The sequence below is a fragment of the Micromonospora sp. HB375 genome (assembly GCF_017872985.1).
Classification (GTDB): domain Bacteria; phylum Actinomycetota; class Actinomycetes; order Mycobacteriales; family Micromonosporaceae; genus Micromonospora; species Micromonospora chalcea.
Genome location: NZ_JAGGJO010000001.1, coordinates 4,829,685 through 4,855,498, shown reverse-complemented (window position 1 = coordinate 4,855,498; position 25,814 = coordinate 4,829,685). Strand labels below are relative to the sequence as shown.

General features: G+C 72.4%; 24 protein-coding genes. 17 read left to right on the top strand and 7 right to left on the bottom strand.

The window, feature by feature from the left end; genetic code table 11:
• Positions 1-33: 33 nt before the first annotated feature.
• Both argG and J3R08_RS21160 read left to right on the top strand, forming a co-directional pair.
• A complete protein-coding gene (argG, locus tag J3R08_RS21165) occupies positions 34-1,485 on the top strand; it encodes an argininosuccinate synthase (protein ID WP_064445361.1) in 1,452 nt (483 codons plus the stop codon).
• A 52-nt stretch (positions 1,486-1,537) separates the two neighbouring features.
• Entirely contained in the window at positions 1,538-3,211 is a 1,674-nt protein-coding gene (locus J3R08_RS21160; protein WP_064445362.1) for a PucR family transcriptional regulator ligand-binding domain-containing protein, read from the top strand.
• Positions 3,212-3,447: 236 nt separating this feature from the next.
• On the opposite strand, the gene J3R08_RS21155 is transcribed toward J3R08_RS21160, so the two are convergent.
• On the bottom strand, positions 3,448-4,797 hold the full coding sequence (locus J3R08_RS21155) for a hypothetical protein (protein ID WP_209962580.1): 1,350 nt from the start codon (positions 4,795-4,797) through the stop codon (positions 3,448-3,450).
• A gap of 86 nt (positions 4,798-4,883) precedes the next feature.
• Here J3R08_RS21155 and murD point away from each other — a divergent pair, with 86 nt between their 5' ends.
• Positions 4,884-6,230, top strand: a complete 1,347-nt coding sequence (gene murD / locus J3R08_RS21150; RefSeq protein ID WP_209962578.1) for a UDP-N-acetylmuramoyl-L-alanine--D-glutamate ligase — start codon at positions 4,884-4,886, stop codon at positions 6,228-6,230.
• A gap of 1 nt (position 6,231) precedes the next feature.
• Here murD and J3R08_RS21145 read toward each other — a convergent pair whose 3' ends face one another.
• The 3 genes from J3R08_RS21145 to J3R08_RS32515 form a co-directional block, all read right to left on the bottom strand.
• Entirely contained in the window at positions 6,232-6,768 is a 537-nt protein-coding gene (locus J3R08_RS21145; RefSeq protein WP_113972448.1) for a DUF6114 domain-containing protein, read from the bottom strand.
• A 1-nt stretch (position 6,769) separates the two neighbouring features.
• Positions 6,770-7,384: a DUF6230 family protein gene (locus J3R08_RS21140; protein WP_030500319.1), complete on the bottom strand. Its 615-nt coding sequence runs from the start codon at positions 7,382-7,384 to the stop codon at positions 6,770-6,772.
• Positions 7,385-7,569: 185 nt separating this feature from the next.
• Positions 7,570-8,328, bottom strand: a complete 759-nt coding sequence (locus J3R08_RS32515; RefSeq protein WP_043329745.1) for a TetR/AcrR family transcriptional regulator — start codon at positions 8,326-8,328, stop codon at positions 7,570-7,572.
• A 344-nt stretch (positions 8,329-8,672) separates the two neighbouring features.
• On the opposite strand from J3R08_RS32515, the gene J3R08_RS21130 reads away from it, so the two are divergent.
• The gene (locus J3R08_RS21130; RefSeq protein WP_030500321.1) at positions 8,673-9,359 is read left to right on the top strand and encodes a hypothetical protein; all 687 of its coding nucleotides are present in this window, start codon (positions 8,673-8,675) and stop codon (positions 9,357-9,359) included.
• 56 nt (positions 9,360-9,415) lie between these two features.
• On the opposite strand, the gene J3R08_RS21125 is transcribed toward J3R08_RS21130, so the two are convergent.
• Positions 9,416-10,378 (bottom strand): hypothetical protein, encoded by a 963-nt coding sequence (locus tag J3R08_RS21125; RefSeq protein ID WP_113972447.1) that lies wholly within the window; start codon positions 10,376-10,378, stop codon positions 9,416-9,418.
• Positions 10,379-10,495: 117 nt separating this feature from the next.
• Between J3R08_RS21125 and J3R08_RS21120 the strand changes: the two genes are divergently transcribed.
• Positions 10,496-11,791 (top strand): aspartate aminotransferase family protein, encoded by a 1,296-nt coding sequence (locus tag J3R08_RS21120; RefSeq protein WP_209962576.1) that lies wholly within the window; start codon positions 10,496-10,498, stop codon positions 11,789-11,791.
• Positions 11,792-11,794: 3 nt separating this feature from the next.
• Here the strand turns inward: J3R08_RS21120 and J3R08_RS21115 are convergent, their stop codons facing one another.
• The gene (locus J3R08_RS21115; protein WP_209962574.1) at positions 11,795-13,183 is read right to left on the bottom strand and encodes an acyltransferase; all 1,389 of its coding nucleotides are present in this window, start codon (positions 13,181-13,183) and stop codon (positions 11,795-11,797) included.
• A gap of 163 nt (positions 13,184-13,346) precedes the next feature.
• Here J3R08_RS21115 and ngcE (J3R08_RS21110) point away from each other — a divergent pair, with 163 nt between their 5' ends.
• The 6 genes from ngcE (J3R08_RS21110) to J3R08_RS21085 all read left to right on the top strand — a co-directional run bounded on the left by ngcE (J3R08_RS21110) (position 13,347) and on the right by J3R08_RS21085 (position 17,775).
• Positions 13,347-14,762 carry an N-acetylglucosamine/diacetylchitobiose ABC transporter substrate-binding protein gene (gene ngcE / locus J3R08_RS21110; protein ID WP_209962572.1) on the top strand — a complete coding sequence of 472 codons (1,416 nt, stop codon included), beginning with the start codon at positions 13,347-13,349 and terminating at the stop codon, positions 14,760-14,762.
• Positions 14,762-15,670, top strand: coding sequence for a carbohydrate ABC transporter permease (locus J3R08_RS21105; RefSeq protein WP_030500326.1), 909 nt, complete (start codon positions 14,762-14,764; stop codon positions 15,668-15,670). The genes ngcE (J3R08_RS21110) and J3R08_RS21105 overlap by 1 nt, the downstream gene beginning before the upstream one ends.
• Positions 15,667-16,572: a carbohydrate ABC transporter permease gene (locus J3R08_RS21100; RefSeq protein WP_374102384.1), complete on the top strand. Its 906-nt coding sequence runs from the start codon at positions 15,667-15,669 to the stop codon at positions 16,570-16,572. The genes J3R08_RS21105 and J3R08_RS21100 overlap by 4 nt, the downstream gene beginning before the upstream one ends.
• 94 nt (positions 16,573-16,666) lie before the next feature.
• Positions 16,667-17,038 carry a VOC family protein gene (locus tag J3R08_RS21095; protein ID WP_043331143.1) on the top strand — a complete coding sequence of 124 codons (372 nt, stop codon included), beginning with the start codon at positions 16,667-16,669 and terminating at the stop codon, positions 17,036-17,038.
• Positions 17,031-17,351, top strand: a complete 321-nt coding sequence (locus J3R08_RS21090; protein WP_030500330.1) for a helix-turn-helix transcriptional regulator — start codon at positions 17,031-17,033, stop codon at positions 17,349-17,351. Before J3R08_RS21095 ends, J3R08_RS21090 begins: the two co-directional genes overlap by 8 nt.
• Entirely contained in the window at positions 17,344-17,775 is a 432-nt protein-coding gene (locus J3R08_RS21085) for an SRPBCC domain-containing protein (RefSeq protein WP_043329759.1), read from the top strand. The genes J3R08_RS21090 and J3R08_RS21085 overlap by 8 nt, the downstream gene beginning before the upstream one ends.
• Positions 17,776-17,791: 16 nt before the next feature.
• Here the strand turns inward: J3R08_RS21085 and J3R08_RS21080 are convergent, their stop codons facing one another.
• Positions 17,792-18,781, bottom strand: a complete 990-nt coding sequence (locus J3R08_RS21080; protein ID WP_064445371.1) for an N-acetylglucosamine kinase — start codon at positions 18,779-18,781, stop codon at positions 17,792-17,794.
• A gap of 157 nt (positions 18,782-18,938) precedes the next feature.
• Here J3R08_RS21080 and J3R08_RS21075 point away from each other — a divergent pair, with 157 nt between their 5' ends.
• The 6 genes from J3R08_RS21075 (at position 18,939) to J3R08_RS21050 (ending at position 25,803) form a co-directional block, all read left to right on the top strand.
• Complete coding sequence (locus J3R08_RS21075) at positions 18,939-19,886, top strand: MurR/RpiR family transcriptional regulator (RefSeq protein WP_043329763.1); 948 nt, start codon at positions 18,939-18,941, stop codon at positions 19,884-19,886.
• The gene (locus tag J3R08_RS21070) at positions 19,883-20,632 is read left to right on the top strand and encodes a sugar isomerase domain-containing protein (RefSeq protein WP_030500334.1); all 750 of its coding nucleotides are present in this window, start codon (positions 19,883-19,885) and stop codon (positions 20,630-20,632) included. The genes J3R08_RS21075 and J3R08_RS21070 overlap by 4 nt, the downstream gene beginning before the upstream one ends.
• A 24-nt stretch (positions 20,633-20,656) precedes the next feature.
• Positions 20,657-22,069: an N-acetylglucosamine/diacetylchitobiose ABC transporter substrate-binding protein gene (ngcE, locus tag J3R08_RS21065; RefSeq protein ID WP_043329765.1), complete on the top strand. Its 1,413-nt coding sequence runs from the start codon at positions 20,657-20,659 to the stop codon at positions 22,067-22,069.
• A 22-nt stretch (positions 22,070-22,091) separates the two neighbouring features.
• Positions 22,092-23,033 (top strand): carbohydrate ABC transporter permease, encoded by a 942-nt coding sequence (locus tag J3R08_RS21060; protein WP_043329767.1) that lies wholly within the window; start codon positions 22,092-22,094, stop codon positions 23,031-23,033.
• Between the two features lie 13 nt (positions 23,034-23,046).
• Positions 23,047-23,997, top strand: a complete 951-nt coding sequence (locus J3R08_RS21055; protein ID WP_043329769.1) for a carbohydrate ABC transporter permease — start codon at positions 23,047-23,049, stop codon at positions 23,995-23,997.
• Between the two features lie 138 nt (positions 23,998-24,135).
• Positions 24,136-25,803 carry a bifunctional 3'-5' exonuclease/DNA polymerase gene (locus J3R08_RS21050; RefSeq protein ID WP_245255531.1) on the top strand — a complete coding sequence of 556 codons (1,668 nt, stop codon included), beginning with the start codon at positions 24,136-24,138 and terminating at the stop codon, positions 25,801-25,803.
• The last annotated feature ends 11 nt before the right edge of the window (positions 25,804-25,814 follow it).

The window sequence follows — 25,814 nt, the reverse complement described above, 5'->3', positions numbered from 1 at the left end:
CATGACCATGCGACGGCGTGCATAATCTTCCTTGTGTCCAAGGTTCTCACCTCCCTGCCCATCGGCGAACGTGTCGGCATCGCCTTCTCCGGCGGCCTCGACACCTCGGTCGCGGTCGCGTGGATGCGCGACAAGGGCGCCATCCCGTGCGCCTACACCGCCGACATCGGCCAGTACGACGAGCCCGACATCGCCTCGGTGCCCGGCCGCGCCCACACCTACGGCGCCGAGGTCGCCCGCCTCGTCGACTGCCGCGCCGCCCTGGTCGAGGAAGGGCTGGCGGCGCTGACCTGCGGCGCCTTCCACATCCGCTCCGGCGGGCGGGCCTACTTCAACACCACGCCGCTGGGCCGGGCCGTGACCGGCACGCTGCTGGTGCGCGCGATGATCGCCGACGACGTGCAGATCTGGGGCGACGGCTCGACGTTCAAGGGCAACGACATCGAGCGGTTCTACCGGTACGGCCTGCTGGCCAACCCGCAGCTGCGGATCTACAAGCCGTGGCTGGACACCGACTTCGTCACCGAGCTGGGCGGCCGCACCGAGATGTCGGAGTGGCTGCTGGAGCGCGGCCTGCCCTACCGGGACAGCACCGAGAAGGCGTACTCCACCGACGCCAACATCTGGGGCGCCACCCACGAGGCCAAGACGCTCGAACACCTGGACACCGGCATCGAGACGGTCGAGCCGATCATGGGCGTGAAGTTCTGGGACCCGTCCGTGGAGATCCCCACCGAGGACGTCACCATCGGCTTCGACCAGGGCCGCCCGGTGACGATCAACGGCAAGGAGTTCGGCAGCGCCGTCGACCTGGTGCTGGAGGCCAACGCCATCGGCGGCCGGCACGGCCTGGGCATGTCCGACCAGATCGAGAACCGGATCATCGAGGCCAAGAGCCGGGGCATCTACGAGGCCCCCGGCATGGCGCTGCTGCACGCCGCGTACGAGCGGCTCGTCAACGCCATCCACAACGAGGACACGCTCGCCAACTACCACAACGAGGGCCGCCGCCTCGGCCGCCTCATGTACGAGGGCCGCTGGCTGGACCCGCAGGCGCTGATGCTGCGCGAGTCGCTGCAGCGCTGGGTCGGCACGGCGGTCACCGGCGAGGTCACGCTGCGGCTGCGCCGGGGCGAGGACTACTCGATCCTCGACACCACCGGCCCGGCGTTCAGCTACCACCCGGACAAGCTGTCGATGGAGCGCACCCAGGACTCGGCGTTCGGCCCGGCCGACCGGATCGGCCAGCTCACCATGCGCAACCTCGACATCGCCGACTCTCGCGCCAAGCTGGAGCAGTACGCCTCCGTCGGCATGGTCGGCGGCGGGAACCCGCAGCGGGTCGTGGGCGCCGCCCAGGCCGCTTCGACCGGGCTGATCGGCGCCATGCCGCAGGGCGGCGCCGAGGCCATCGCGTCCCGGGGCGTGCCCACCGCCGAGGACGAGGCGCTCGACCGGGCCGCCATGGAGTTCGGCGTCGACTGATCCCGCAGCCCGGCCGGTGCGGCCCTCGGCAACGACGGTGACGCAGGGTAGCGTGTCGCCCGTGTTCCCTACCGTGCGTGAGGTCCTGGACCTGGTGCCGATGCGCCACGGTGCGCCGCGCCTGGTCGCCGGGAACGCCGGGCTGGACCGGCCGGTGCGGTGGGTGCACATCGCCGAGGTGCCCGACATCGCCACCCTGCTCGGCGGCGGGGAACTGGTCCTGACCACCGGGATCGGGCTGCCGGCCGACGACGCCGGGCTGCGCGAGTTCATCGGCACCCTGGCCGACGTCGGCGCCTCCGGACTGGTGGTCGAGCTGGGCCGCCGGTACCTCACCGGAGTGCCCCGGGTGATGGCCGCCGCCGCCGAACGCCGCGGCCTGCCCCTGGTCGAGCTGCGCCGGGGCACCCCGTTCGTCCGGATCACCGAGGCGGTGCACGGGCTGATCGTGGACGCCCAGCTCACCGAGCTGCGCGCCACCGAGGAGATCCACCAGCGGTTCACCGACCTGTCGGTGGAGGGCGCCGAACCGGCCGAGGTGCTGCGGCAGGCCGCCGAACTGGCCGGCTGCCCGATGGTGCTGGAGAACCTGTCCCGGCAGGTGCTCGCGTACGACCCGGCGGGGGAGAACGCGGAACTGCTGCTGGACGGCTGGGAACAGCACTCCCGGCAGATCCGCCCGGCCGGGCGCACCGCGTACGACCCGGGCAGCGGCTGGCTCGTCACCACCGTCGGGGCGCGCGGGCAGGACTGGGGACGGCTGCTGCTGCGCTGGCCCGTCGCCGAGTCCACCCCGCCGACCCGGCTGACCATCCTGATCGAGCGGGCCGCCTCCACGCTGGCCCTGGGGCGGCTGATCCGGCGCGACGCCGAGGGCCTGGAACGGCAGATCCACCGTACGCTGCTGACCGCGCTCATCGACCACTCCCGCCCGGTGGACGAGGTGGCGCTGCGCGCCAAGGCGCTCGGCGTCGTCCTGGACCGACGGCACCTGGTCGGCGTGGTGGTCCGGCACCGTGGCGACGAGCCGGCCGCCGGCCCGGGCGCCGACGCCGACCCCGAGGCCGGTCCGGCCCGCCTGCGCGACCTCGCCGAGGCGGTCGGCCAGGCCGTGCGGGACGCCAAACTCACCGCCCTGACCAGCGCCGTCGACGACCATGCGGTGGGGGCGCTGCTGGCCCTGCCCGACGCGGCCGACGAGGAGAAGGCACTCGCCGCGTTCGCCACGGCGTTGCGCCGGGTACGCCTCGACGCCGCCCCGTCCCGCCCTCCGGCCACCCGTACCGTGGTGGCGGCCGGTTCGGGCGTGGGCAGTCTGCGCGAGGCCCGCCGCTCACTCGTCGAGGCGCGTCAGATCGCCGAGGCGGCGCGGCGGGACCCCCGAGACCTGCCCTGCTACCGGCTGCCGCACGTCGGGTTGGCCGGTCTGCTGCACCTGCTGCGCGACGAGCCCCGGCTGCAGACGTTCGTCGAGCGCGAACTCGGGGCACTGCTCGCGTACGACGCCCAGCACCCGCGTGAGCAGTTGCTCGGCACGCTGCGCGCGTACCTGGAGCAGGGGCGGAACAAGTCGGCGGGCGCTGCCGCGGCGCACCTTTCCCGGCCGGCGTTCTACGAGCGGCTGGCCCGGATCGGCCGCATCCTCGACGCCGACCTGGACTCGGTCGACAGGTGCCTGTCCCTGCACGTGGCCCTGCTGGCCCTCGACGCCATCCGAACCCCCTGACCCACCCCCGGGCCGTCACGCCGGTCCCGCCGACCCCGCCGATCTTGGACTTGTGGCGCCCGAGATGCCCAAAACCGCGGCTTATGCGCGCCGCCACAACTCCAAGATCGATGGGCCGAGGCGGTGATCATGAGGTTAGGCCGGTGTTTTGCCCGGATTCGCCCCGCTAACTTCATGATCAACGCGGCGGGGGGCGGGGCGGGCGGCGGGGCGGGGGTGGGGTGGGGTGGGGTGGGTCAGGTTAGGGCGGTCAGGGTTTTGGCGTAGGGGGGCGGGACGAAGTTCGGGCCGGCGGGGGTGAACACGTCGGAAGTGGCGGCCGCCTGCCAGGCGGTGTCGGGCAGGGCCGCGACCAGGGCGCGTACCACAGGGGCGTCGCGCCACTGGTCCTGCTGGGCGAGCAGGCTCAGCGCGACCACCGACTCCTCCACCTCGCCGACGCACTCGAACGGCTTGTGCCCGTCGACGCCGAGCAGTTCCCGGTAGCCGGGCACCTGGGACTCGTCGGCCAGCAGGTCGCCGCCGAAGATGCCGGTCAGCCGCTCCCGGGGCATGAACGGGGCCATGGCGAGGAACACGAAGCGGCACTTCGGGCAGTCGCGGCACCAGCGCTCGCTCGCGTCGCGCAGCTTGAACGCGGCGTTGCAGCTGGTCACCACCGCGTCGTACCGGTCGATCTCGGCGAACAGCCGGGCGATGTGCAGCTCGGAGAGGGAACGCAGCAGCGAGAAGTACGGCTCGGTGAGCCCGGCATGCTCGGCCAGCGCCGCGCGCAGCAGCCCTTCCGCCTCGACGCCCTTGGACCACTGGTGGTTGATCTCGTGGCCGTTCCAGATCAGGTTCGGGTCGGACGCCGAGCGCTCGTTCGACATCACCACCGGGCCGAGCCCGTGCAGGACGGCGGTGGCCACGGCGATCAGCGAGTTGATCGCGGTGACCGGGATGTGCCCGTTGCGCGCGCCGGCCGCGTTCAGCTCGAACAGCACCGGGTCCAGCCGCCGCCGGGCGGCCAGCGGCACCAGGTCCGACGCCTCGTTCACCGCCACGATCACGTGGTTCGGGTTGACCGAGAAGGGCACCGGGTCGAGGCCGGCGCGGCGCAGCGCCTCCAGCGTGACGATGGAGTCCTTGCCGCCGCCCACCGCCGACAGCGGCCGCCGGTCGGAGTTGTCCAGCGCCGGCGCCGGATCCACCGTCCCGGCGGGCACCTCGGGACGCAGCTCCAGCACGTGCGGCAGCTCGTTGCGGTACGCGTACTCGGCGAGGCCCTTGGTGTAGACGGCGGTGACCAGCTCGACGGCGGCGGCGCCCAGCGGCGCGGGCAGCACCAGCCGGGGTGGCGCGGCGGCCTTGTAGTAGCTGACGCCGGCGACCACGTGCAGCAGCTCCAGGACCCGCGCCAGGGTGGCCGCTGTGGTGTCGGAGACCGGCTCGGCCGGCAGCGGGAGCGTGATCACCTCGGTGAATCGCTGCTCGCCGTCGGGACCGGTCAGGGCGTAGTCGAACAGGACCTCGCCGGTGGCGAAGTCGATCGAGTAGGACGGGAAGGTGAAGGCGTCCATCCGCCGCAGCTGCTCGTTGGGCACACGCCATACTAGGCCCTGGTTCGTCCGCCCGTGTCCGGCTGGGCCGACCCCCACCGCCGTGCACCGACCGAGTCCGAGGAGAGCCCGTGCGCCTGTCTGATCTGCGCGGACGTCATGTCGCCGTCTGGGGCGCCGGCCGCGAGGGCCGGGCCGCGGTGACCGCGATCGCCGCGCACGGGCCGGCCGGCCTGGTCGTCGTCGACGACAGCGCCAACTTCCTCACGCTGCCCTGGGAGGGTCCGCTGGCCGACGCGGCGCCGCTGGTGACCGGCGAGGCGGGCTTCGACCGGCTGGCCGCCGCGGACGTGGTGGTCCGCTCGCCGGGCGTGCCGAACACGCACCCGTGGATGGTGGAGCTGCGCCGCCGGTCCGTGCCCGTCACGCAGGGCAGCGCGCTGTGGATGGCCGACCACGCGGACCGGACCGTCGGGGTGACCGGCAGCAAGGGCAAGAGCACCACGTCCAGCCTGATCAGCCATCTGCTCACCGCGATGGACCGGCCGAACGTGTTCGGCGGCAACATCGGGGTGCCGCTGCTGGACCTGCCGGAGGCGGAGCTGTACGTGCTGGAGCTGTCCAGCTACCAGTGCGCCGACCTGACCGACTCGCCCCGGGTGGCGGTGGTGACAGCGCTGTTCCCCGAGCACCTGGACGCCCACGGCGGTGAGCGGGAGTACTACCGGGACAAGCTGAACCTGGTCGCGCACGGCCCGCACGCCGTGGTGGTCAACGGCGCCGACCCGCGCCTGGCCGCGGAGCTGGGCGACCGGGCCGCGATCCGGGCCGGCTCACCGGACACCACGCACGTGGCCTCCGGCCCGGACGGCACGCAGTGGTTCCACCTGCGGGACACGCCGCTGTTCCCGCGCGCGGTGCTGCCGCTGGTCGGGCGGCACAACGAGGGCAACCTCTGCGTCGCGCTCGCCGTGCTGGACGCGCTCGGCGTCGACGTGGTGGCGCGCAAGGACAGCCTCGCCGTCGCGGTCGCCGAGTTCCAGGGCCTGGCGCACCGGCTCACCGAGATCGCCGACCCGTCCGGGCTGACGTTCGTCGACGACACGCTCGCCACCAGCCCGTACGCGGCCATGCACGCGATCGACGCGTACGAGGGGCGGCCGTTGACGGTGATCGTCGGCGGCGCCGACCGGGGGCTGGACTACAGCCCGCTGCGCGCGCACCTGGCCGACCGGGAGATCACCGTGATCGGCGTGCCGGACAGCGGCCCCCGCATCGTGGAGGCGCTGTCCGGGCTGCCGTCGGTGCGTACCGAGCTGGCCGACGACCTGGTCGCCGCCGTCGGGCTGTCCCGCAAGCTCACCCCGGCCGGCGGGGTGGTGCTGCTGTCCCCGGCCGCGCCGAGCTACGGCCGGTTCCGCAACTTCGAGCACCGCTCCGAGGTGTTCGCGCAGGCGGTGGCGGACACCGCCCGCTGAGTCAGCCGCGTTCCGCCCGGGCGTCCCGCGACGGCCCCGGTTCGGCCGACAGGAGCGCGTCGAGCGACTCGGTGGGCGCCGAGCTGTCCACCGGTTCACGCGGCCCGGGCGCGGTGGCGGCGACCGCCGTGCCGGCGGCGGGTGTCGCCTCGGCGCGGGCCGGCCGCTGCTTGACCGGGGTCCAGGCGAACGCGAGCGCCCCGCCCACCAGCGCCAGCAGCATGCCGACCAGGAACCCGCCCAGGTTCGAGGTCAGCCAGGAGGCCAGCCCGAGCACCAGGGAGAGCACCGCGTAGAAGACCCGTTGCTGCGGGGTGGTGATCAGCAGCACGCCGCAGATCACCAGGATCGCCGGGACCAGGTACGCGGCCAGGCCCTGCGGCCCGACGTGCAGCAGGACGCCGAGCGGCGCGCGCAGCGTCACCAGCATCTCCGCGCCGCCGAGCGCGATGAGCAGCCCGGCGGTGAACGGTCGCGCGCGCCGCCAGCGCCGCCAGCGTGCGCGGACGCCGGCGGCCGTGTGCTGTCCCGGGCTCATGTCAGCACCCGTCGGAGCTGAAGCCCATGCGCAGGTTGGGCAGCGTGAAGATCGCGGCGGTGGTGGCGTAGTTGTTCTGCCGCAGGTTGGTGATGGTCACCGTGTCGGCCTGCTGGGCGAACACGCCCGGGTTGCCCTTGACCCCGGGGACCTTGTCGACGGTGCTGGCGTCCTGCCCGACGTCGATGTTCTTGAAGGAGGCGTTGCCGGCGATCTCGTCGCCGTCGACCACGAGCGTGCGGGCGGTCACCGGCTTGCCGGAATTGCCGGCGGTGATCCGCAGGTTGGTTCCGCCGAGGTTGATGCTCTGGCAGAGGTTCGTCAGTTCGGCCTTGTCGATGGCCGAGACGATCACGAGCACCTGCCCGCCGGTGTCGCCCTGGTTGGGGCTGTCCGGGATCATCTGGTCGAGCGTGGCGAACTGCTCGAACCCGGTCCCCTCCAGTTTGTCGGCGGTGACGGTGAACGGCATGCCCGAGATGGCGAACTGCGCGCCGAGGACACCCTGCGCGGTGAGCATCACCATGCCGGCCGCGCCGACGGTCACGGTGCCGAGCGTGACGGCGAACCGGCGCCAGCGTACGCCGCTTCTCGGTTGATCGATCTGCTCCGACATGCTGGCTCCCTTTCGAGATCAATTCATCCGCGACGATGTGAATTGGATTCGCGGGGCGTCCGCACCGGGTGGGCGCAGGCCGAAGTTACCGCTGAGTAAAGGGCCGGTCAACTGCCTGTAGCAGATCATTGGACGGCATTTGCCAAAAGCGGCCAAAGTGAAAAACCGCTGCGGTTTCTGATCGGTCAGGGATGAGCGGGCGGCGCGCACGGCGCCGTGGCGGCCGGTCCGTCGTCCGGTCGGGCGGCCCGGGCGGCGCGCCGGGCGCCCTCGGGACCGAGGAACGGCGCGGTGGCCGCGTACGTGAGCACCGGCAGCAGCGCCGGCAGCTCGTCGGCCCGCCCCTGCGCCACCCGCTCACGGATGGTGGCGTGGATGCCGCCGACCACAGTGGACACCAGCGCGTCGCGATCGACCTCCGCCGGCTCCGGACCGGTGCCGGCGAAGAACCGGCGGAAGCTGCGCAGCAGCGCGTCGCGTTCCCGGCGCGCGTCCGGGCCGGCCGCGTCCACCTCGACGAGTGCCATCCGGGCGAACGCGGGCACGCTCGCCAGCACGTCGAGCAGCGTGCGCAGAGCCGCGCGTGCCGCGTCCGGCCAGGCCGGGCCGGCGTCGCGGTAGGCGTCCTCCATCAGGTGCGACACCACGGCGATGCCGTGCCGGTACGCGGCCAGGAACGCGTCCTGCTTGCCGTTGAACAGCGCGTAGAACGCGGGCCGGGTGACTCCGGCCGCGTGGCAGATGTCGCTGACCCGGGCGTTGTCGTACCCCCGGGCGGCGACCTCCCGGACCAGCCCGTCGAAGAGGCGGTCGCGCTGGGTCGCCGCCACCTCCTCGGCCGGCACCCGGCGCGGGCCGCGCTTGATGGCGCGGTCCGGGTCGCGGCCGTGGCGGGCGCCCGGCAGGGGTGCGGGTGCCGGTGACGGCGGGCTCGGGATGGTCACCTGTCGACCTCTCTCGATGCGTTGACTTTACGACCCTCCGGGGTTTATAACTTTCGACACGCTCAGTTCACGCCCCGTCACCGCTGGTGATCTCTCCTCGTCGGTCACCCCGTACGTGTCGAAGGAGGGCCGGATGGCTGCCATTATCGCCGCGCGCACCCGTCCCCCCAAGGCCGGAAAGACCGAGGTGACGCGGCGTCGCCGCACTGCGCCACGCCGCCCGGCCCGCTGAGGCCGCAACGGCGCACCACCACCATCGGCGGCCCGGCCGCCGCACCCACCGGCTCCGTCCACCCCGGACGCCGCCGGCACCGTTTCCTGTCCCACCGCCGGAAGGAACAACCATGCCCAGGTACGGACGCATCGGCGCGGGTCTCGCCGCCCTGGCGCTGCTGACCGGTCTGGTCGGCGCCGCCCCCGCCACCGCCGCACCCACCACCTCGCTGGCCAGCAACGTGCTGACCTACCCGACCGTCGCCGGCACCGCCGTGTCGGTGGGCGACGTCATCCAGGCCAGCCTGCGCAGCGGCACGAACGCCACGTTCTACTCCTCGTCCAGCGGCACCACCGGCATCAAGTGCGCCGCGTCCAGCTTCAGCGCCAAGGTGCTGACCAACCCGACCGCCCCCGGCACCGCGACCGAGAGCCTGACCGCGCAGTCGTTCTCCAGCTGCACCACGAACGTCTTCGGCACCACCGGCGTGCAGAGCATCACCGTGAACAACCTGCCGTACACCACGTCGGTGACCAGCGCCGGCGTGGTCACCATCGCCGGCACGGCGGCCGCGCCGATCCAGAGCACCGTCGTGCTCAACTCGCTGCTCGGCGCGATCACCTGCGTCTACCGCACCAGCACGAACACGCTGACCGGTACGGCGTCCAACGGCACCAACTCGATCACCTTCACCAACCAGACCCTGACCAAGTTCTCCGGCCCGTCGCTGTGCTTCGGCACCGCGTACTTCACCGCCTCGTACTCGCCGGTGAAGGACACCAGCAAGACCGGCAGCCCGGCGGTCTACGTCAACTGACACCCGCTCCCGGGCCGGTGCGCGGCGGTACGCCGGGCGCCGGCCCGCACGCCGGTTCAGCCGGCCGTCAACGTGGCGTGCAGCGCGCGCATCGACCGCAGCGCCGACCGGATCTCCTGCAGGTAGCGGCCCGGCGTCAGGGTCGGCTCCGGCACGTCGACAGCGGCCCGGGCGGCCGGGTCCACGCCGACCGTCTCGATGCCGCACCCGTACGGCACGGCGAGCGTCCGCAGCGCGTCGCAGTGCTGGAACGGCACGTAGATCGGTGCGGTCACCATCAGCACCTCGTCGCCCGCGCGCAGCCGCACGTGCTCGGCCCAGAACCGTTGCGTGTCGGCGGTGTGCGCGCGACGCCGGTCCGGCTCGCTCGACGGCGCGGCGAGCACCCGTACCGGGGGTAGCCCGGCCGGCCGGTAGGTGCGCGAGGACCAGGACCGGTGCGGATGACCGGCGGGCTCGCCGCGTTCGTCGTCCGGCTCGGCCACCCCGAACGCCAGCCGCACCCCGGCGTCGAGGACGTCGACCTCGGTGGCGCAGCCGGACACCCCGGCCGCGTCGAGCGTGCGGCACTCGGCCGCCGAGAGCGGCCGGAAACTGCCCAGCACCGCCACCTCGCCGGTCACCCCGGCCGCCGTCCGGGCCAGCATCGCCGCGTACGCGGTGCGCCGCAGGCAGGCGTGCGCCAGCCCGCCGAGCACCAGCAGGTGCGCGTACCCGGATCGGGCCGGCGCGACGGCGCGGACCAGGCCCAGCGTGGCGGCCGCGCGCAGCACCAGCCCGGCGGTGGCCGGGTCGAACGCCGGCTCCCGGGCGTCCGGGCGTTCCCGTCCCTGCCGGAAGTCCCAGCGGCGGGCGGAGAACACGTCCAGGCCGGCCAGCACCGCCGCGAGGTCGCCGTCGGGCCAGTCGCCGCCGAAGTGCGCCACCAGATCCCGCACCGGGGCGGACTCCACCCAGGACCGGATCCCGGCCAGGAGGTCCGCCCGCGTCGTCCCCGCCACGCCGCCCGGCAACGTCACCTGATCCGTCCGCACCCGCCGGATGCTACCGCCGGGCCGGCCCGCGAAGTGCCGGTTGTCCCGGCCCCGGTCGTGGTGGGAACGTGCGGGGATCCACCTCCGCTGAAGGGTGCGCCGATGACCTCCGACGACCTGCTGGCCCGGCACCGCGCCGTGCTCCCGTCCTGGATGCCGCTCTACTACGCCGAACCGCTGGAACTCGTCGCCGGGTCCGGCCGCCGGGTCACCGACGCGGCCGGCCGGACCTATCTGGACTTCTTCGGCGGCGTGCTGACCACGATGGTCGGCCACGACATCCCGGAGATCCGGGAGGCGGTCGAGCGGCAGCTGCGGACCGGGCTCGTGCACACCTCCACGCTCTACCTGATCCGCCGGCAGGTCGAGCTGGCCGAGAAGATCGCCCGGCTCTCCGGCATCCCGGACGCCCGCGTGTTCTTCACCAACTCCGGCACCGAGGCGAACGAGGCCGCGCTGCTGGTCGCCACGAACCACCGGCGCTCGCACCAGATCCTCGCGGTGCGCAACAGCTACCACGGCCGGTCGTACGCGACGATGGGCGTCACCGGCAACCGCGGCTGGTCGGCCAGCGCGCTGAACCCCTTGCAGGTGGCCTGGCTGCACTCCGGGGAGCGGCTGCGCGGGCTGCTGGCCCGGCTCGACGCCGCCGACCGGGTCGACGCGGCGGTCGAGGACCTGCGCGAGGTGCTCGCCACCCAGACCGCCGGCGACGTGGCCTGCCTGATCGCCGAGCCGGTCCAGGGCGTCGGCGGCTTCGTGCACGGCCCGGACGGGCTCTTCGCCGCCTGGAAGAAGGTGCTCGACGAGCACGGCATCCTGCTGATCAGCGACGAGGTGCAGACCGGGTGGGGCCGTACCGGCGAGCACTTCTGGGGCTACCAGGCGCACGGCGTGACCCCGGACCTGCTCACCTTCGCCAAGGGCATCGGCAACGGCTTCGCGCTCGCCGGGGTGGTCGGCCGGGCCGAGGTGCTGGAGTCGGTGCCGGCGATCAGCTTCTCCACGTTCGGCGGCAACCCGGTCTCCACCGCGGCCGGCAACGCGGTGCTCGACTACCTGCTCGACCACGACCTCCAGGGCAACGCCGCCCGGGTCGGCGCGATCCTCGGCGACGGCCTGCGCGCGGCCACCGCCGGGCTGGACCGGGTCGCCGAGGTACGCGGCAAGGGCCTGATGCTCGCCGTCGAGTTCGTCCACCCGGGAACCGTCGAGCCGGACGCGGCGCTGACCACCCGCGTGTTCGAGGCGTGCCGGGTCGGCGGCCTGCTGGTCGGCAAGGGCGGCCTGTACGGCAACGTGATCCGGATGGGCCCGCCGCTGACGCTCACCGAGGACGAGGCGCGGGAGGGGCTGGCGATCCTGGTCGACGCGATCCGCGCCTCGATCGAGGCGTGACCGTCAACCCGGCCGACGCCGGACCACCCGTCCGGACCTGAGCAGCCGCAGCAGACCCGCCCCGGCCAGGTACGCCACCAGCGCCGGGGCGGGCAGACCCAGCGGCTCGGGTGTCGCCTTGGGCACGAGGCTGTTCAGCAGCAGGCCGACGAGCACGCCCGCGTACCCGGCGAGGGCCAGCCCGGCGCGCAGCCGCCGCCTCCCGACGCCGGCCGGGCCGGTCGCGGCCGGGCGGCGGGTCCGGGCCTCGACCGGGCCGAAGACGGCGACCAGCACGGCCAGCACCGCGGCCAGCGCGAGCAGCCACGGTACGCGCCACGCCCACCAGGCCGCCGAGCCGACCGGGGGAGTGGGCAGCACGCCGAGCGCGTCCAGCAGGCCGACCAGCAGCACCGCGGCGGTCAGGTGCCAGAGGAACAGGGTGAGCACCACGGCGTTGACCGCGAGCACCGCCTGCCAGGGGCCGGACCGGCGCAGCCAGCGCCCGGCCGGGCGTCGCAGCAGCAGGATCAGGCCGAGCTGGGCGGCCGCGGCGGCCATCAGCGCCAGGCTCGGCGGCGCCGCGTTGTCCAGCCGCTCGCCGGGGACGTGGAGCATCGCCACCGGGTACGGTCCGGCCACCGTGAGCAGAACCAGCGCGACCAGGCCGCCGCCGAGCAGTACCGCCCCGGCCCGGCCGGACAGCGGCAGCCGGCGGCGGAACAGGCCACGCGGCGCGGCGTGTCCGGCGCGGGTGTCCGGCCGGGCGGCGTCGTACCAGGCGAACCCGACCTGGTGCACGGCCAGCCAGCCCAGCAGGTAGTTGCCGTCGGCGAGCACGGCCGGGCCGAGGAGCCGGCCGAGGTCGCCGAGCGCGACCAGGGCCACGAGCACCACCGGCACGGCGAGCCCGAACCGGCGGTGCAGCGCGTACATCGGCGGGGTCAGCGCCACCACCGCGACGTAGGCGACCAGGAACCACAGCGGGATGGTGGCGAACCAGATCACCTCGCGCACCTGCGCCGCGTCGGCGCCGCGCAGCGTGGCGAACCCCGCTCCCGCCGCCAGGACCAGCAGCAACACGGTGGTGGGGCGGATCAGCCGGGCGCTGCGGTCGACCAGCCAGCCCGTCGCCGAGCCGCCCCGGCGGCGGCGTGAGGTGAGCGAGGCGGCGTTGGCGTAGCCGCCGACCAGGAAGAACACCGGCATCACCTGGGCCACCCAGGTCAGCGGCCAGGCCCAGCGCAGGTCCGCCAGCGCGGAGTGGCCGGCGGGGCGGCCGTTGTCGTACCCGATCACCGTGACGCCCCAGTGGCCGAGCACGACCATGGTGATGGCCAGCGCCCGGAGCAGGTCGATGTAGCGCTCCCGCCCCGGCGGCGTGCGTTGCGCGAGCTGCCGCAGGCGGCGCATGAAGTCAGGCTAGGCCAGCGCGCCGCGACCGGTACGGATAACGGATCGGTCGAGAGGGGTTGTGGTCCCCGTCGCACTGTCGTAGAAATTCTTCAGTGGAAATGCCTTATGTGAAGACAAGCGACAGATCGTTCACCGGGCGTACCCGAACCGAGGAGATGCGATGAACAGGCGTGAGATCCTTCGGCGCAGCGCCGCCGCCGGCCTGCTGGCCACCCCTGCCGCCGGCCTGCTCGCCGGCTGCGCCACCTCCGGTGGCGGCGACGAGGGCGACGGCGGCGCGTACAAGGGCACGAAGAGCGAGCAGAACCCGCTCGGCGTGGCCGAGGACGCCCCGCTGGAGGTGGTGATCTTCAACGGCGGCTTCGGGGAGGACTACGCCAAGGCCCACGAGGCCATGTACAAGGAGCGGTACCCGAAGGCGGAGATCAAGCACTCGGCCACCGCGGAGATCAGCAAGACGCTCCAGCCCCGCTTCGTCGACGGCAGCCCGCCCGACGTGGTGAACAACTCCGGCGCCGGCCAGATCGACTTCAACGGCCTGGTCTCCCAGAACGCGCTCGCCGACCTGGGCGAGCTGCTCGCCGCCCCCAGCCTCGACACGCCCGGCAAGACGGTCAAGGACACGCTGCTGCCCGGCACCGTGGAGGTCGGCTCCTACGACGGCCGGTTCCTGGTCCTCAACTACACCTACACGGTGTACGGCATCTGGCACTCCACCAAGCTGTTCGCCGACCGTGGCTGGGAGGACGCCAAGACCTGGGACGACCACATCGCGCTCTGCCGCCGGATCAAGGCCGCCGGCATCGCCCCCTGGACGTACGCCGGTGTGCACCCCCGCTACATGAGCTGGCCGCTGATCTCCACCGCGATCAAGCTCGGCGGCCCGTCCGTGGCGCTGGCGATCGACAACCTGGAGCCGAACGCCTGGAAGTCGGACGCGATGAAGACCGCCGCCGACGCCTGGCACCAGATCGTCAAGGACAAGTTCATCCTCGCCGGCTCCCCGGGCCTGGACCACAAGCAGTCGCAGACCGCCTGGTGCCAGGGCAAGGCCGCGTTCATCTCCTGCGGCTCCTGGCTGGAGAGCGAGCAGAAGGACGTCACCCCGCCCGGCTTCAACATGACGGTCGCGCCCACGCCGAGCCTGGGCAGCGGCGACAAGCTGCCGTACGAGGCGATCCGCGGCACCGCGGGCGAGCCGTTCATGGTGCCGGCGAAGGCGAAGAACGTAGCCGGTGGCCTGGAGTACTTCCGGACCATGCTGTCCCGCAAGGGCGCGCAGGACTTCACCAAGAAGGTCGCCAGCCTGCCCGTGGTCGCCGGCGCCACCGAGGGCGTCGACCTGCCGTACGGGCTCAGCACCGTGGTCAAGGCGCTCGACGCGTCCGGGTCCAACGGCTTCAACTGGGTCTACAACAACTACTATCGCAAGCTGGAGCGCAACCTCGTCGACGCGGCCTGCGGCGAGTTCTTCAGCGGCCGGATCGGCCCGGCCGAGTTCCTCGACCAGTGCCAGAGGGGCGCCGACTCGATCGCCGGGGACAGCTCGGTCAAGAAGTACAAGCGGTCGGCGTGATGCGACAGGGCCGCCTCCCCCTGATCCTCACGTTCCTGCTGCCCCCGCTGGCGCTGTACGGCATCTTCGTGCTCTCGCCGTACCTCCAGGCTTTTCAGATCTCCACCACCGACTGGATGGGCTACTCCGCGCAGGCCGACCCGGTCGGCATGGCGAACTTCCGCACGCTGCTGAACGACGGGTACGTGTGGAACGCCCTGAAGAACAACGCGATCCTGCTCGCCGTGGTGCCGGTGGTGACGATCGGGCTGGGCCTGTTCTTCGCCAGCATGCTCACCATGGGCGGCCGCCGGGGCCGGGCCGGGGTGACCGGGGTGCGGGGCACCTCGGTCTACCGGCTCGTCTACTTCTTCCCGCAGGTGCTCTCCGTGGTGATCATCGCGCTGCTCTGGAAGGAGATCTACAGTCCGACGAGTGGCCTGCTCAACGGCGCCCTGCGCGCCGTCGGGCTGGCCACCCCGGCCTGGCTCGGCGACCCGCGCTTCGCGTTCTGGTGCGTGCTGGCGGTGATGGTGTGGAGCAACGTCGGCTTCTACGTGGTGCTCTTCGGCGCCGCCATGCAGGCCATCCCGCGTGACATCTACGAGGCGGTGCTGCTCGACGGCGCGTCCCGCACCACGATGCTGCGGAAGATCACCATTCCGCTGCTCTGGGACACCATCCAGGTCGCCTGGATCTACCTGGCCATCGCGGCGCTGGACGGCTTCATCCTGGTCCAGCTCATGACCAACGGCGGGCCGAACTTCTCCTCCGACGTGATCGGGCTGCGGATGTACGACACGTCGTTCGGCAGCGAGAACAAGTTCGGGTACGCCTCGGCGATCGGTGTGGCGATGTTCTTCCTGACCCTCTCGGTGGCGGTGCTGGCGCTGCGCACCGCCCGGCGCGATCGGATCGAGTACTCGTGACCACCGTGGACACCGGCGCCCCGGGCGCCGAGGCGACCCGCGCGGCGACCCCGGCCGGCCGTCCGCCCCGGCGTGAGCTGGGCGTGGCGAACGTCTTCTCGCACGGCTTCCTCATGCTCTGGGCGGCCATGACGGTGCTGCCGCTGGCCTGGATGGTGCTCAGCTCGCTGAAGAGCAACGGCGAGATCATCGCCGAGCCGTGGGGGCTGCCCGAGGCGCTGCGCTTCGACAACTGGGCGCGGGCCTGGAGCACCGCGCACATCGGCCGGTTCTTCTTCAACAGCCTGGTGGTGGTATCCGGCTCGCTGAGTCTGACCATGCTGCTCGGCGCCACCGCCGCGTACGTCTTCGCGCGCTACGAGTTCCGCGGCCGGCAGGTGGTCTACTACCTGTTCGTCGGCGGCATGATGTTCCCGGTGTTCCTGGCCCTGGTGCCGCTGTTCTTCGTGGTCCGCAGCGTCGGCCTGCTCGGCACCTGGCCCGGCCTGATCCTGGTCTACACCGCGTACTCGCTGCCGTTCACGGTGTTCTTCCTGACCGCGTTCTTCCGGACGCTGCCGACCTCGGTGGCGGAGGCCGCGCTGATCGACGGGTGCGGGCACTTCCGGCTGTTCTTCCGGGTGATGCTGCCGATGGCGCGACCGGGACTGATCAGTGTCGGGATCTTCAACTTCCTGAGCCACTGGAACCAGTTCCTGCTGCCCCAGGTGCTCATCCCCGGCGACGGGCAGGACCGGATGCTCGCCCAGGGCCTGAGTTCGCTCGCGGTCAGCCAGGGCTACGCCGGTGACTACGCCCAGTTGTTCGCCGGCCTGACCATCGCGGTGCTGCCGGTGCTCGTGGTGTACGTGGCGTTCCAACGTCAGGTCCAGTCCGGACTGACCGCGGGGCAGCTCAAGTGAGGTGGTTGCCACAGGCAACGGGGCAGTGGGGAAGATCCCGGCCGGCCTTCGTTCCGCTTGACCGGTAGGAAATCTCCTACCTATGCTGGCGGGCATGTCCGTCACTCACGCGCAGATCGTCTCCGTCCCCGTCGGCGACCAGGACCGGGCCCGCGACTTCTACGTCGACGTACTCGGCTTCGACCTGGTCCGGGACAACCCGATGCCGGACGGCCGCTGGGTCCAGGTGGCGCCCCGGGGCGCGGTGACCACGCTGACGCTCGTCACCTGGTTCGACAGCATGCCGGCCGGCTCGCTGCGCGGGCTGGTGCTGGAGAGCGACGACCTCGACGCGGACGTGGCCCGGCTGCGCGAGCGGGGGGTGGCGTTCGCCGAGGACAGCGTCCAGGTCGTGCCCTGGGGGCGCTATGTCACCTTCGCCGACCCGGACGGCAACGGGCTCGTCCTGCAGGAGACCCGTGTCTGAGCCGGACGTGTTCGCGGCGCTGGCCAACCCGACCCGGCGGGAGGTGCTGCGGCTGCTCCGCGACGAGGGGGAGCAGCCGGTGCAGCGGCTCGCCGACCGCTTCGAGATGCGGCGTCCCAGCCTGTCGGAGCACCTGCGGGTGCTCAAGGACGCCGGGCTGGTGACCGAGCGGCCCGTCGGCCGGCAGCGGGTCTACGCGCTGCGCCCCGAGCCGCTGCGGGAGGTGGCCGACTGGCTCACCCCGTACGAGCGGTTCTGGCGGCAGCGGCTGGCCGGCCTGGGCGACGTGCTGGACGCGATGCCGGATGAGTGAGCCGACCCGCATCGCGGTGGACCAGTTCCTGCCGCACCCGCCCGCCAAGGTGTGGCGCGCGCTGACCGATTCCGATCTGATCGGACGCTGGCTCATGCCGAACGACTTCCGGCCCGTACGCGGGCACCGGTTCACGTTCCGGACCGACGCGCGACCCGGCCAGCGGTTCGACGGGACGGTCCACTGCGAGGTGCTGGAACTGGACGAGCCGCGCCGGATGCGGTGGGCCTGGCGCGGCGGCACGCTCGACACGGTGGTCACCTGGACGCTTGTGCCCGAGGGGCGGGGCACCCGGCTGTTCCTGGAGCACGCCGGGTTCGATCCGGACGATCCGCTTCAGCGGCGTACCTTCACGCTGCTCGACGGCGGCTGGCGTACCCACGTCTGGGCGCGCCTCGCCGCCGCGCTGGCCGCGCTGCCCTGACCCGCCGCAGCGCGGGTCAGGCGGGTGGGGGCACGAGGCGGGCGTGCAGCGCCGCCGGGTCGGTCACCTCGGGCAGGTCCCGGGCGGCGAGCCAGGCCGCGGCGGCGGCCCCGTCCCCGGCGCTGAGCAGCGGCGCGTCCGGCCAGCGGCCGGCCAGCTCCGCGCGTACCGCGCCGGCCAGCGGGGTGTCGCCGGTGAGCAGCCCGCCGCCGAGCACCACGGGGTCGGCCGCTCCCGGCGGGCGGATCCGGGACACGCTCTGCGCCAGCGCCGCGGCGGCCTCGGCGATCAGCGCGACCGCCGTGGGCTCCCCGTCGCGGGCCGACGACACCACGAGCGGCGCGAGCCGGGCCAGCTCCACCGGCGGTCGGCGGGTCACCGCCTGCACCACGGCGTCGACCGTCGCGCGCGGTCGGTCGTCCACAGCGGTCGCGCCGGTCAGTTCCGACAGCACCCGTCGGCCCAGGTCGCCGGGGGCTTGTGCGCGGTCCAGGCCGGTCAGCAGCCGGCGGACCGCCTCGCGGCCGAGCCAGAACCCCGAGCCGGCGTCGCCGAGCAGCCAGCCGTGGCCGTCGGCGACACGGTCCAGCCGCAGGTCGCGTACCTGGGCGGCGATCGCGCCGGTGCCGGCGATGAGCACCGTGCCGTCCGGGGCGGCGGTGCCGGAGGCGTAGGCGACCAGCGCGTCGCCGTGCACCGCGTACGGGCAGCGCAGTCCCGCCTCGGCCCAGGCGCTGTCGAACGCGTCGCGGCCGTTCGGGTCGGCCAGGAGGCGGCCGGCCCCGGCGAGGCCGATGACGCCGGCGCGTACCCGGGTCGGGTCGATGCCGGCGAGCGCCGCGCGCAGGGCGGCGAGCAGTTCGGCGGCGGCCCGGTCGGCGCCGTGACTGGTCGGGTTGCCGCCGCCGGCCCGGCCTTCGCCCAGGCGGGCGCCGTCGAGGCTGAGCGCTGCCGCGCGGGTCGACGTACCCCCGACGTCGAGGCCGACCACGACGGTGTCCGACATGGTCCCCATGCTGGTCGGCCGCGTCGCCGGACGCAAGATCGCGGTCGTGCGCCAGGTAACAGTTTGAAAACTTCGCCCACGGCCTTGACACGGAGGGGCCTTCAGTAAGAACTTTTACCACTAACAGTTAACACTCTTTTCCGAAAGGCGCCCGCCGATGGTCGAGCACGAGGTGGAGACTTCCGCGGCGACCGCGGTGGTCGATGCCGGTCCGGCCGACCGGCTGGGCGCCGACGGTGTGCTGGCCCGGGTCCGGGCCGGCGCGGGGGAGTTGACCGGCGCGCTGCGCCGGGTCGCCGAGCACGTGCTCAGCGACCCGGAGGCGGCGGCCCGGGCCACCATCGTCGAACTGGCCGAGCGCAGCGGCACGTCACCGGCGACCATCACCCGGTTCTGCCGGGCGATGGGCTTCGAGGGGTACGCCGACCTGCGGCTCGGCATCGCCGCCGAGACCGGACGGGCCCGCTCCGCCGGCTGGACCGTCGACATCGGACGCGAGATCCAGCCCGGCGACCCGCTGTCCCGGGTGCTCGACCAGATCATGGCCGCCGACACGCGGGCCATGCACGACACCGCCGCGCTGCTGGACCTGGCCGAGGTGGAACGGGCCGCGGTCGCCATCGCCGGGGCCAGCCGGGTGAACATCTTCGGGGCCAGCGGCAGCGCGCTGGTCGGCGAGGAGATGCAGTTCAGCCTGCACCGCATCGGGGTCGCGGCGTGGGCCTGGAACGACGTGCACGAGGGGCTGGCCAGTGCCGCGCTGCTGGGCGCCGGGGACGTCGCGCTCGGCATCTCGCACACCGGGCAGACCCGGGAGACGATCGAGCTGCTCGCCGAGGCCGGCAGCCGCGGCGCGACCACAGTCGCGCTGACCGGCTTCCCCCGCTCGCCGCTGGCCGAGCTGGCCGACATCGTGCTGGTCACCGCCAGTCAGGCGACCACGTTCCGGCCGGACGCGCTCTCCGCCCGGCATCCCCAGCTCGTCGTGCTCGACCTGCTCTACATCGCGGTGGCGCAGCGTACCCACGACCGCGCCCACGCGGCCTTCCGGCGTACCGCCCAGGCCGTCGACGGGCACAAGGCCGCGAAGGGGTCCCTCTCATGATCAGTGCCCAGCGGTACGCCGACGCGGTCCGCCCGGTGCTCGACCGGCTGGTCGACACCCAGGCGGTCGCGGTGGACCGGGCGGCCGACCTGATCGCCTCCGGCCTGCGCGCCGGCGGCGTCCTCCAGGCGTTCGGCGCCGGTCACTCCGAGGCGTTCGCCGCCGAACTGGTCGCCCGGGCCGGCGGCCTGGTCCCCGCCAACCGGCTCTCCCTGCACGACCTCGTGCTGCACGGCGACGCGCCCCGCGACGTGCTCGCCGATCCGAAACTGGAACGCGACCCGGCCGTGGCGCACCAGCTCTACGCGCTGGCGGCGCCGCAGCCGGAGGACGTGTTCGTGGTCGCCTCGCAGTCCGGCATCAACGGCTCGGTGGTCGAGCTGGCGACGCTCGTCAAGCGCGGCGGCCACCAGCTGATCGCTGTCACCTCGGTCGAGCACACCGCCCGGGTAGCTCCTCGGCACCCGTCCGGGCACCGGCTCGCCGACCTCGCCGACGTCGTGCTGGACAACGGCGCGCCGTACGGCGACGCACTGCTGCCGCTCGAGGGCGGCGGCGCGGTCTGTGCGGTCTCCTCGGTCACCGCGGCGCTGCTGGCGCAGCTGCTGACCGCCGAGGTCGTACGACGGTTCCACCAGGCCGGAGAGGTACCCCCTGTCTACCTCTCCGCCAACGTCCCCGGTGGGGACGAGCACAACCTCGCCCTCGAGTCGCGGTACGCCGGGCGCCTCCGGCGGACCGCCTGACCCGACACCACAAGGAGAGACAAGATGTCGGTTACTCCCGAGAAGTTCGGCGACGTCAGCCGTCGGACCCTGCTGCAGCGTGCCGCGGCGGCCGGTCTGCTGGCCGTACCGGCGGCCGGTCTGCTCAGCGCCTGCGCCGGCAGCGAGCCGAGCAAGTCCGACGGCGGCGGCGCGGCCAAGAGCAAGGACAACCCGTTCGGCGTCAAGGACGGCAGCGCGGTCAAGGTGGTGGTCTTCAACGGCGGCCTGGGCGACCAGTGGGCCAAGGAAGACAAGGTCATCTTCAACGCCAAGCACCCGAACATCACGGTCAACATGTCTTCCACCCAGAAGATCAAGACCGAAGAGCAGCCCAAGATGGCGACGCAGCCGAGCGACCTGGTGATGAACTCGGGCGCCGACATGATGGACCGCAGCACGCTGATCAACGAGGGCGCGATCGAGCCGCTGGACGACCTGCTCACCGCGCCGGCCTGGGACAGCGAGGGGACCGTCGCCGACAGCCTGCTGCCCGGCACGGTCGCCGACGGTACGCAGAACGGCAAGTTCTACGTCGTCAACGTGGCGTACACGGTCTGGGGCAACTGGTACAACGCGGCCCTGTTCAAGAAGGAGGGGTGGACGGCACCGACCACCTGGGACGAGTTCTTCGCGCTCGCGCCGAAGATCAAGGCCAAGGGCATGGCGCCGTACGTGCACGACGCGGTGCACGGCTACTACCCGCGCTGGGCGCTGTTCGCCAGCATCTGGAAGGCGGTCGGCAAGCAGGCCGTCGTCGACATCGACAACCTGAAGGACGGCGCCTGGAAGGCCGACGGCATCGTCGCGGCGCTGGAGCCGTGGGAGAAGCTGGTCAAGGACAAGCTGCTGCTGCCGGGCAAGCTCGACCACACCCAGTCGCAGCAGGCGTTCCTGGACGGCAAGGCGGCCTTCATCCAGGTCGGCACCTGGCTGAAGAACGAGATGGCCGCGACCATCCCGCCGGGCTTCGAGATGACCATCTCCGACTACTGGAGCAAGAGCGGGGACAAGGCCGCCAAGGACGTCTTCGCCTCCTCCGGCGAGGGCTTCGTGGTGCCGAGCAAGGCGCCGAACAAGGAGGCCGCGAAGGAGTTCCTGCGGGCCATCCTCTCCAAGGCCGGCTCGGCGAAGTTCGCCGAGCTGACCAAGTCGCTGGCCTCCACCAAGGGCTCCGGCGACAACGTCCAGGACACCGCGCTGGCGTCGGCGAACTCGCTGATGAAGAACGGCAGCTCGGACCTGATCTCGGTGAAGTTCCCGGACTTCTACGCCGACCTGGACAAGGAGAGCCAGAACCTCTCCGAGGAGCTCATGGCCGGCCGCCTGACCGCGCAGCAGTTCGTCGACAAGATGCAGGCGGCCGCCGACAAGGTCGCCAAGGACTCGTCGATCAAGAAGCAGACCCGCACCGCCTGATCACCGCGAGGAAGTGAGTCCAATGCGGCACGGAGTCGCGCGTTTCGTCACGGGCTTCCTGGCCCTGCCCGTCGCGCTGTACCTGTTCTACGTGGTGTGGCCGTTCGCCCAGGCGGCGGGATACTCGCTGACCGACTGGGGCGGGTACTCCGATTCCCAGCGCTTCGTCGGGCTGGACAACTACGTCCGGCTGTTCTCCGACGAGCTGATCCGGAAGGCGTTCTGGCACAACGTGTTCTTCCTGGTCACCGTGCCGCTGTTCACGATCGCGCTGGCCCTGTTCCTCGCGTTCCTGCTCAACGTGGGCGGACGCGAGGACAGGGCCGGCATCCGCGGAGTCTTCGGCTCCGGGATCTACAAGGTCATCTTCTTCTTCCCGCAGGTGCTGTCGCTGGTGGTCATCGCCGTCATGTGGCAGCAGATCTACCGCACCGACGGGCAGGGCCTGATCAACGGCCTGCTCATCAAGATCGGGCTGGTCGACGCGGACAACCCGATCGCCTTCACCGCCGACCCGGAGCCGTTCCTCGGCGTGCCGGCGGTGCTCTGGTGGCTGCTGTTCATCGCGGTGTGGAGCGGCGCCGGCTTCTACATGGTGCTGTTCTCCGCCGCGATGCAGTCGATCCCGAAGGACATCTACGAGGCCGCCATCCTCGACGGCGCCGGCCGGTTCCACACGTTCTTCAAGGTGACGCTGCCGCTGCTGCGGGACAGCATCTCGGTCGCCTGGGTCTATCTGGGTTTCATCGCGCTGGACATGTACGCGCTGGTCTTCGTCATGACGCCGAGCCAGGGCGGACCGAACCACGCCAGCGAGATCTTCGCCTCGGTGATCCAGTTCAACGCCTTCCAGAAGGGCCAGTTCGGTTACGCCTGCGCGATCGCCGTCGCGCTGGCCATCTTCACCATCCTGCTGGCCGCGCTCCAGCTGAGGATCACCCGCCGTGAGCGGATCGAGTTCTGAGGAGGTCTGGACGATGAGTACGGTGACGCACCCCTCCGGTCCGGCCCGGTCCGACACGGCGCCGCCGGCCCGCCCGCCCGCGGCCCGGCGGGACGTCGGCAACGGCTTCGGCGGCCGGATCTTCAACGGCTTCTCGCACCTGTTCCTCGCGGTCTGGGCGATCATGGTGGTCTACCCGCTGCTGTGGGTGGTGATGTCGGCGCTCAAGACCGACTCCGAGGTGATCCGCGAACCGCTGTCGCTGATCCCCGACGCGCTGCAGTGGGACAACTTCGCCCGGGCCTGGACCGCCGGGATCGACAGCTTCTTCCTGAACACGCTGCTCGTGCTCGTGTTCAGCGTGACGCTGACGATGCTGCTCGGCTCGATGGCCGCGTACGCGCTGGCGCGCTACGAGTTCCGCGGCAACCGGCTGATCTACTGGATGTTCCTGTCCGGGCTGACGCTGCCGATCTACCTGGCCGCGGTACCGCTGTTCAAGGGCGTCTACAACACCGGGGTGAGCCTCCCGCTGCTCGGCCCGAACAAGCACCTCATGCTGATCCTGGTCTACGTGGCCTGGTCGCTGTCGTTCACGATCTTCTTCATGCACTCGTTCTTCCGGACGCTGCCCGACTCGATCGCCGAGGCGGCCCAGGTAGACGGGGCGTCGCACACCCGCACCTTCTTCAGCGTGATGCTGCCGATGGCCAAGCCGGGCCTGATCAGCATCGGCATCTTCAACGTGCTCGGCCAGTGGAACCAGTGGTACCTGCCGACGCTGCTCATGCAGTCGGTCTCCGGCGAGCCGAAGAACCAGGTGATCGCCCAGGGGCTGATCGAGCTGTCGGTCAACCAGGGCTACAAGTCGGACTGGAGCGGACTCTTCGCCGGTGTCACCATGGCGATGCTGCCGGTGCTGATCGTGTACATCGTCTTCCAGCGCCAGGTGCAGTCCGGCCTCACCGCCGGCGTCGGCAAGTAGCCCTCCGGACGCAAGGAAGGGCCCCTTCTTAACGCTCAGCGTTAAGAAGGGGCCCTTCCTCTACCGCAGGCGTTAAGAGGGGGCCCTTCCTTACACGCGGAGCGTGTCGGGGGGAGGGGGCAGAATGCGTCCGTGCTGATGGCGGTGGTGGCGGACGAGCGGGGCGGCGGCGTGCTGCAACCGCTGCACGCCGACGGCACCCCGGCCGGCCCGGCCGAGGAGGTCACCGACCTGGCCGCCGCGGTGGCCGCCCGCGAGGCCGCCGGGCACCCCCGCTGGCTCTGGGCCGCCTGGGCGGGCGTCTACCCGGCGCTGCTGCGCGCCGGGGTCCGGCTCGACCGCTGCCACGACGTCGAGCTGACCGAGGCGCTGCTGCTCGGGCACGCCGGCCGTTGGGGCGAGCCCCGCGCGCTGCCGGCCGCCTGGGCCCGGCTGACCGGCGCGCCGGTCCCGCCGGACCCGGCGCCCCGCCCGCCCGAGCCGCCGGGCCAGGCCCAGGCCGCGCTCTTCGAGCCGCCGTCGGGCCCGCCCGGTCCGGGCGTCACGGCGTTGACCCGGGTGTACGCCGACCAGCTCGCCCGGATCGCCGCGACCACCCATCCCGGCCGGTTCCGGCTGCTGGTGGCCGCCGAGTCGGCGGGCGCGCTGGTGGCCGCCGAGATGGGCGCGGCCGGTCTGCCGTGGCGCGTCGACGTGCACGACGCGATCCTGGCCGACCTGCTCGGTGAGGCGTCACCGGTCGGCGGGCCGCCGCGTCGGCTGGCCGAGTTGCAGGCCCGGATCGCCGACGCGTTCGGCGTACGCCAGGTGCACGCCGACTCGCCGGCGGAGCTGTTGCGGGCGTTCGCCCGCGCGGGCGTGGACCTGCCGAACACGCGGGCCTGGGTGCTGCGCGGGGTGGAGCATCCGGCGGCGCCGCTGGTCCTGGAGTACAAGGAGCTGTACCGGATCTGGACGGCGCACGGCTGGGCCTGGCGCGACGCCTGGGTCGCCGGCGGCCGGTTCCACCCGGAGTACGTGCCGGGCGGCGTGGTCTCCGGCCGGTGGGCGACCCGGGGCGGTGGGGCGTTGCAGATCCCGAAGGTGATCCGGCAGGCAGTGGTGGCGGACCCGGGCTGGACGTTCGTGGTCGCCGACGCGGGCCAGCTCGAACCGCGCGTGCTCGCGGCGGTCTCCGGTGACGAGCGGCTCGCCGCGGCGGGTGGGGCCGGTGACCTGTATGCCGCGCTGGCCCGGGACGCGTTCGCCGGTGACCGGGCGAAGGCCAAGGTGGCCCTGCTCGGGGCGATGTACGGGCAGACCGGCGGCGCGGCGGTGCCGGCGCTGGCGGTGCTGCGGAAGAACTATCCGACCGCGTTCGGCTACGTGGAGGCGGCGGCGCGCACCGGTGAGGCGGGTGGGCTGGTCCGGTCCTGGCTGGGGCGTACCTGCCCGCCGGGGTCGGCGGGGTTCGCCGAGGGTGACGAGGCGCTGCCCGACGGCGAGGCCGACCCGCACAGCCCGTCGGCCCGGGCGGCCCGGTCGCGTGGTCGTTTCACCCGCAATTTCGTCATCCAGGCGACTGCCGCCGAGTGGGCCTCCACGCTGCTGGCGACGCTGCGCACCGAGCTGGCGGGCACGGAGGCGGAGCTGGTGTTCTTCCAGCACGACGAGGTGGTGGTGCACTGCCCGGCCGGGCGGGCGGCGGCGGTCGCGGAGGCGGTCACCGCGGCCGGCGCGCGGGCCACGCGGTTGCTGTTCGGCGACACTCCGGTCCGGTTCCCGCTCGACACGTCCACTGTCGACTGCTACGCAGACGCGGCATAGTCACGCAAATT

Bases quoted from the DNA above. Each gene is read 5' to 3' on its own strand.
- J3R08_RS21145 (WP_113972448.1), bottom strand. From the start codon at position 6,768: ATGAGCCCGGGACAGCACACGGCCGCCGGCGTCCGCGCACGCTGGCGG.
- J3R08_RS21130 (WP_030500321.1), top strand. From the start codon at position 8,673: ATGCCCAGGTACGGACGCATCGGCGCGGGTCTCGCCGCCCTGGCGCTG.
- ngcE (WP_043329765.1), top strand. From the start codon at position 20,657: ATGTCGGTTACTCCCGAGAAGTTCGGCGACGTCAGCCGTCGGACCCTG.
- J3R08_RS21085 (WP_043329759.1), top strand. From the start codon at position 17,344: ATGAGTGAGCCGACCCGCATCGCGGTGGACCAGTTCCTGCCGCACCCG.
- J3R08_RS21105 (WP_030500326.1), top strand. From the start codon at position 14,762: ATGCGACAGGGCCGCCTCCCCCTGATCCTCACGTTCCTGCTGCCCCCG.
- J3R08_RS21095 (WP_043331143.1), top strand. From the start codon at position 16,667: ATGTCCGTCACTCACGCGCAGATCGTCTCCGTCCCCGTCGGCGACCAG.
- J3R08_RS21080 (WP_064445371.1), bottom strand. From the start codon at position 18,781: ATGTCGGACACCGTCGTGGTCGGCCTCGACGTCGGGGGTACGTCGACC.
- J3R08_RS21060 (WP_043329767.1), top strand. From the start codon at position 22,092: ATGCGGCACGGAGTCGCGCGTTTCGTCACGGGCTTCCTGGCCCTGCCC.
- J3R08_RS21075 (WP_043329763.1), top strand. From the start codon at position 18,939: ATGGTCGAGCACGAGGTGGAGACTTCCGCGGCGACCGCGGTGGTCGAT.
- J3R08_RS21070 (WP_030500334.1), top strand. From the start codon at position 19,883: ATGATCAGTGCCCAGCGGTACGCCGACGCGGTCCGCCCGGTGCTCGAC.
- J3R08_RS21140 (WP_030500319.1), bottom strand. From the start codon at position 7,384: ATGTCGGAGCAGATCGATCAACCGAGAAGCGGCGTACGCTGGCGCCGG.
- J3R08_RS21120 (WP_209962576.1), top strand. From the start codon at position 10,496: ATGACCTCCGACGACCTGCTGGCCCGGCACCGCGCCGTGCTCCCGTCC.
- ngcE (WP_209962572.1), top strand. From the start codon at position 13,347: ATGAACAGGCGTGAGATCCTTCGGCGCAGCGCCGCCGCCGGCCTGCTG.
- J3R08_RS21055 (WP_043329769.1), top strand. From the start codon at position 23,047: ATGAGTACGGTGACGCACCCCTCCGGTCCGGCCCGGTCCGACACGGCG.
- J3R08_RS21050 (WP_245255531.1), top strand. From the start codon at position 24,136: ATGGCGGTGGTGGCGGACGAGCGGGGCGGCGGCGTGCTGCAACCGCTG.
- J3R08_RS21115 (WP_209962574.1), bottom strand. From the start codon at position 13,183: ATGCGCCGCCTGCGGCAGCTCGCGCAACGCACGCCGCCGGGGCGGGAG.